This is a genomic window from Gluconacetobacter entanii, from assembly GCF_013155425.1.
GTDB lineage: Bacteria > Pseudomonadota > Alphaproteobacteria > Acetobacterales > Acetobacteraceae > Novacetimonas > Novacetimonas entanii.
Genome location: NZ_JABJWD010000066.1, coordinates 46700 through 52728, shown reverse-complemented (window position 1 = coordinate 52728; position 6029 = coordinate 46700). Strand labels below are relative to the sequence as shown.

Here is a 6029-nt window from a genome sequence, read left to right as displayed (position 1 = left end):
GCCCCCGAGACACTTGTCATCCCACCAACCCCAAGCCATAAAAAACGGGAACTCTCCTTTTGAGTGGATACAAAAAGGGGGGCACGTCAAATTCGTAAAATCTGGCATCCGGTACCGGTCCGTGCTGGCAAGATGTCTGTATCAGGGTTTCGCGTGACTGCCACATACATGCATGAAGATTCACCACCGCCGCGCAGTATCCTGCTTGTCACCGGGCTTTCCGGTGCCGGGAAGTCGTCGATCCTGCGCATCCTGGAGGATCTGGGGCATGAGGTCATAGACAACCCCCCGCTTGGCATGCTGGATGAAATCGTGGCCCGTGCGGAAAAGCCGGTGGCGATCGGCGTGGATTCCCGTACGCGCGGGTTTGACGCCACCACGGTTCTGGCTGCGCTGTCGCGGTTGCGGATCAATCCGCACCTGCATGCGCAACTGATCTATGCCACGGCGGAGGAAAGCGTCCTGCTTCGCCGTTATACCGCCACGCGTCGCCGCCATCCGCAGGCCAGCCATGGTACCGTCAAGGAAGGGATCGAGGCGGAAATCCGCCTGACGTCTCCCCTGCGCGAAGCCGCCGATGTCGTGATCGACACCAGCGACCTGCCGCCGCCCGAACTGCGACAGCTCGTGGAGGCCCGCTTCGGGCAGTGGGAAGATGGCCGGGGCGAGGGACTGACGGTTGCCCTCATGTCATTCGCCTTCCCAGCCGGCCTCCCGCGGGAGGCGGACATGGTGTTCGACGCGCGCTTTCTGCGGAACCCGTATTACGATCCGTCCCTGTCCGCGCTGACGGGCCTTGATCCGCAGGTTGCGTCCTATGTGCAGGCGGACCCGGATTATGCCGCGTTCCTCGACCATATCGACGGGCTGCTGGAACTCGTGCTGCCGCGCTTCGTGCAGGAAGGCAAGAAATACGCCACGATCGCCGTCGGCTGTTCCGGGGGGCGTCATCGGTCCGTGACGCTGGTCGAAGCCCTGGCCCATCGCCTGAGTGGAACCCAGACGCAGCCCCCCGCCGGGAAGGGGAACAACCCTGAGGATTTCGCCCGTGGATCATGGCCCGTTGTGGTGATGCACCGTGAACTGGCCCGACAGGGGCGCAGTAGCTGGCGCTGGGCCAACCGCCCCGGTGATGGCGCCTCCGCGGGCGGTTCCCCCCATGGCGGTACGCAGCCGAAGGTGGATGACAACCCCGCCTGAAGGGTCGGCAGGCACAGATGTGGCGTGTCCCGTGATGTCAGTTGGATATGCACATGAACTGCCCTGGCGGGAGGCGGAAGACGTGCTTGCAGCCCTCGACGGGGAACCGTGGCTTGCCTGCCTCGACAGCAATGGCGACATCGCCCCCCGTGGACGGTGGACCATCATCTGCCGCGATCCGGTCCATGTGGTGACGGTACGCGCAGGTCGGTGTTTTCTGGATGGACAGGAACAGGCGACGGCTTCGCTGGAACTGCTGCGTAACCTTGTTCCGACCTTCCGCTGTCCGGTGGAGGTGCCCTTTGCGGGCGGGGCCATCGGATTTGCCGATTACCGGTATGGACAGCGGCATCATGGCCTGGGGACGCGGCACGTTCCTGATCCACAACAGCCGGAATTCGTGGGGGGGATCTATGACCACGCCATTGTTCTTGACCGGCAGGCACGGCGGGCCTGGCTGGCCGGATATGGCACGGCAGAAATACAGGCGCGCCATTGGCGCAACGTGAAGCATCTGTGGGCCCGTATTGTCGCGGACGCGCCCATCGCGCCCATCCCGCCTGTTTCCTTCGTGGCGGACTGCGCGCCCACGGCCTACCGGCAGGCGGTATCGCGGGCGCGTGATTATATCGCGGCGGGCGACATCTTTCAGGTCAACATCACCTCACGCATGTGGGGGAACAGGCCCGCCGGACTGTCGGCCATGTCCGTCTATCGTGCCCTGCGGCAGACTTCGGCCGCGCCGTTCGGGGCGTTCCTGTCATGTGGGCGTGATTTTGCATTGCTCTCGGCCTCGCCCGAACGGTTCGTCGCCCTTGATCTCGACGGCAATGTCAGCACGCGTCCGATCAAGGGCACCGCCCCGCGTGATCCCGATCCGGTACGCGACCGCCAGATTGCGCAGGACCTGCGTCTTGATGAGAAGGAATGCGCCGAAAACCTGATGATCGTGGACCTGATGCGCAACGACCTCGGGCAACTCGCCCGGATTGGCAGCGTCCGCGTGCCGGAATTGTTTAACGTGGAACATTTCACCCATGTCCATCATCTGGTGTCGGAGGTGCAGGCCACCCTGCTGCCCGGCCATGACGCCATCGACCTGCTGCGCGCGACCCTGCCCCCCGGTTCCGTAACCGGCGCGCCAAAACATCGCGCGATGCAGATCATCGACGAACTGGAGCACTCGGCGCGCGGCCCCTATTGTGGGGTGGTGTTCCGCATTGGCGGGGATGGGGCGATGGACAGTTCGGTCATCATCCGCACCCTCGTCATGACACGTGACCGGATATGCGCGGCAGCGGGAGGCGGAATTACAATTCTTTCCGATCCTGACAGGGAATATGATGAAATGCGCCTGAAGGTTGCAGCCCTTCTGGCGGTGTTTGGCGATACGACGCAACGGGGGAGCGGGGATGACTGACCGCCTGTGGTTCAACGGGGCCATGCGGGATCGGGACGCGGTGCATATCGATCCCGCCGACCGGGGACTGCTGCTTGGCGATGGCGTGTTCGAGACGATGCGCGTGCATGCCGGTCGCATCATTCATCTGGCGCGGCACATGGCGCGCCTTTATGCGGGGCTGGGGACGCTGATGATCCCGCCACCCGCACGGACGGAGGTCGAGGCCGCGCTGGCGCGTGTCATCAGTGAAAATGCGATGCAGGCGGGGTCGTTGCGCCTGACCATCACGCGCGGATGCGGCCCACGTGGCCTGCTGCCGCCCGAAGGCGCTGCGCCGACCGTCATGATCGTGCCGTTCCCGCCTGCCGCCACCCCGATGCCTGAGGCGCATCTGGTCATCAGTCGCATGCGTCGTGATGAAACCAGTCCCCTGTCCCGAACCAAAACGCTGAACTACCTGCCCAATATCCTTGCCCTGATGGAGGCCCGGCAGCGCGGCGGGAACGAGGCCGTCCTGCTCAACACGGCGGGCCGTGTGGCTGAGGCCAGTGCCAGCAACCTGCTGATCCAGCGCGACGGCATGCTGCTGACCCCGCCCGTGACTGATGGTGCCCTGCCCGGTATTGCGCGCTCCGTGCTGCTGGACATGCGCCTTGCACGTGAACAGGCCCTGACACGTGCGGACCTGCTGGGGGCGGAGGCCGTTGTGCTGGTCAGCAGCCTGTCGGTGCGCGAGGCGGTCTCCCTCGACGCAACACCGCTGCCGCGTGAACCCGCCACGGCGCAGCGGATTAGGGCGGCCCTGATGGCGTAAGTCCATCGGTCCCGTCATTTCGGTTATTGCTCAAAAAGGCAGGGTTGGATTAATCACCCCCATCGGATCCGTGTTCGGATCGTCCCGCGGTTTAAAGTGAAAGGTCACTGCGATGGCCCCCCAGACGCCTGTGCCGGTGCGGCGCGCCCTCATTTCCGTTTCGGACAAGACCGGCCTGCTCGATCTTGCTCGCGCGCTTGTCGCCCACGGGGCGGAGATCCTGTCCACCGGTGGTTCCGCCCGCGCGCTGCGTGAAGCGGGCATCCCGGTCAAGGACGTGTCCGAACATACGGGCTTCCCCGAAATCCTCGATGGCCGGGTCAAGACGCTGGTGCCGCAGGTCCATGGCGGCATCCTTGGCCGTCGCGACCTGCCCGAACACCTGCGCCAGATGGAAGAGCACAGGATCGCGCCGATCGACCTCGTGGCGGTCAATCTTTATCCGTTCGAGGCCACGGTTGCTTCTGGCGCGGGGGCGGAAGACTGCATCGAGAATATTGATATCGGCGGCCCGGCCCTGATCCGTGCTGCGGCAAAGAACCACGACCATGTCGCGGTCCTGACCGATCCGGCGCAGTATGCCGACATCATCACCGCCCTTGGCGAAGGCGGCACGACGCTGTCGCAGCGCCGGGCGCTTGCAGGTGCGGCCTATGCCCGCACGGCGGCCTATGACGCGGCAATCGCGCAGTGGTTCGCCGAACAGCGCGACGACCTGCTGCCCGCGCGCATGACGGTGGCGGGTGTGCGCCGTGAAAGCCTGCGCTATGGCGAGAACCCGCACCAGAAGGCGGCGTTCTACACCGACGGCACCAACCGTCCGGGCGTTGCAACCGCGCGCCAGATCCAGGGCAAGGCGCTGTCTTACAACAACATCAACGACACCGACGCCGCGTTCGAGGCGGTGGCCGAGTTCACCGACCCTGCCGTCGTGATCGTCAAGCACGCCAACCCGTGCGGCATCGCTGTTGCCGCGACGCAGGCCGAGGCATGGGACAAGGCGCTGAAATGCGACCCGGTTTCGGCGTTCGGCGGCATCGTCGCGCTGAACCGCCCGCTGGAGGCCGAAGCGGCGGCAAAGATCGCCACCATCTTTACGGAGGTCATCGTCGCCCCCGACGCGACGGAGGAGGCACGCGCCATCCTCGCAAAGAAGAAGAACCTGCGCCTGCTGCTGACAGGTGCCCTGCCTGATCCCACGGCGGCCGGCATTGTCGTGCGTTCGGTCGCCGGTGGCTTCCTGGCGCAGACCCGCGACAATGGACGCGTGGACCGTGCGGACCTGAAGGTCGTGACCAAGCGTGCACCGACCGATGCTGAAATGGCAGACCTGATATTCGCATTCCGTGTGGCAAAGCACGTGAAGTCGAATGCCATCGTCTACGTCAAGGACCAGGCGACGGTGGGGATCGGCGCGGGGCAGATGAGCCGTGTCGACTCGGCCCGCATCGCGGCGAGCAAGAGTGCGGACGCGGCAAAGGCGGCGGGCGAGGCACAGCCCCTGACACAGGGCAGCGTGGTGGCCTCGGACGCGTTCTTCCCGTTTGCCGACGGGCTTGAGGCCGCGATCGCGGCGGGCGCTGTCGCGGTGATCCAGCCGGGCGGGTCCATCCGTGATGACGAGGTCATCGCCGCCGCCGACAAGGCGGGGATCGCGATGGTCTTCACAGGTATGCGCCATTTCCGGCACTGATCCCACATCACGGGGACTTGCCTGTCGCGGGGCGAGGGATATCACTAGACACCGCCCCGGCATCGCGACAGGCCGGTGGATGCAGACGAAAGACGAGATCCGGCATGCACATTCATCGGCGTTCCCCCCTTTACGTGACAGCGGCGCTTGGCCTTGTGGCCAGCCTCGCGGGCGCACCGGCCATCGCCGCGTCCAAGGCCGCGCCGGAGGCTCAGCATGCCCCGGCGGCGGCCCCTGCCGCGCAGCCTTCGCAGGCGCAGGCGACCTCGGCGTTCGACTATTCCCCCCTGCCGGTCGTGACGGGGACGGTGGCGCAGTACCTGCTGACCAGCACGGGCGACGTGGCGGGACTGCTACTGTCCGACGGAACGCAGGTCCTGTGCCCGCACCGTCTGGGCGATGCCGCGACGCAGGTCGTGCGTCCGGGTGAACAGGTCAGTGTCAGCGGCCTGAAGGGGCGCGCCCATCCGATCGTGCGTGCCTACGTCATCAGCGGGCCGCGTGGCCGCCGGATCGCGGACGAACCGGGATCGGAAACGGTCCTGCCGCCGGCCAATATCGGACCCGACGTTGCGGTGGACGGCACCGTGCTGGCGCAGCTTTATGACATCACCGGCGCGGTGCAGGGTGTCGTGATGCGTGACCACTCCCTCGTTTACGTGGGCCGCGCCAATGCCGCGCGGCTTGGCAACTGGCTGCGTCCGGGGGCGACGCTGCATGCGATCGGCACCGGCGTGAACGGTGGCCGCGGCACGGCGATCAATGCGCGTGAGATCGGGCCGGACGTCAACCAGGCGATCCACATCGTGCCCGCCGATGCGCCGCCGCCGGGCGCCTTCCCCGGAAGTGCCGCCTATGACCGGATTCCCGGCAGCGACACGTCCGCAGAATAAGTTTCGGTTTTCCCCTGTCCGGTACAG

Annotated in this window: 5 protein-coding genes; all 5 read left to right on the top strand. The window is 65.8% G+C overall.

Annotated elements, in window-relative coordinates; translation table 11 throughout:
- Positions 1-168: 168 nt before the first annotated feature.
- The 5 genes from rapZ to HNH97_RS12120 all read left to right on the top strand — a co-directional run bounded on the left by rapZ (position 169) and on the right by HNH97_RS12120 (position 6002).
- On the top strand, positions 169-1200 hold the full coding sequence (rapZ, locus tag HNH97_RS12140) for an RNase adapter RapZ (RefSeq protein ID WP_171791045.1): 1032 nt from the start codon (positions 169-171) through the stop codon (positions 1198-1200).
- Positions 1201-1234: 34 nt separating this feature from the next.
- Positions 1235-2620, top strand: coding sequence for an anthranilate synthase component I family protein (locus HNH97_RS12135; RefSeq protein ID WP_171791051.1), 1386 nt, complete (start codon positions 1235-1237; stop codon positions 2618-2620).
- The gene (locus tag HNH97_RS12130) at positions 2613-3416 is read left to right on the top strand and encodes an aminotransferase class IV (RefSeq protein ID WP_171791044.1); all 804 of its coding nucleotides are present in this window, start codon (positions 2613-2615) and stop codon (positions 3414-3416) included. The genes HNH97_RS12135 and HNH97_RS12130 overlap by 8 nt, the downstream gene beginning before the upstream one ends.
- A 112-nt stretch (positions 3417-3528) precedes the next feature.
- Positions 3529-5109, top strand: coding sequence for a bifunctional phosphoribosylaminoimidazolecarboxamide formyltransferase/IMP cyclohydrolase (gene purH / locus HNH97_RS12125; RefSeq protein WP_171791043.1), 1581 nt, complete (start codon positions 3529-3531; stop codon positions 5107-5109).
- 104 nt (positions 5110-5213) lie between these two features.
- Entirely contained in the window at positions 5214-6002 is a 789-nt protein-coding gene (locus tag HNH97_RS12120; protein WP_110913370.1) for a hypothetical protein, read from the top strand.
- The last annotated feature ends 27 nt before the right edge of the window (positions 6003-6029 follow it).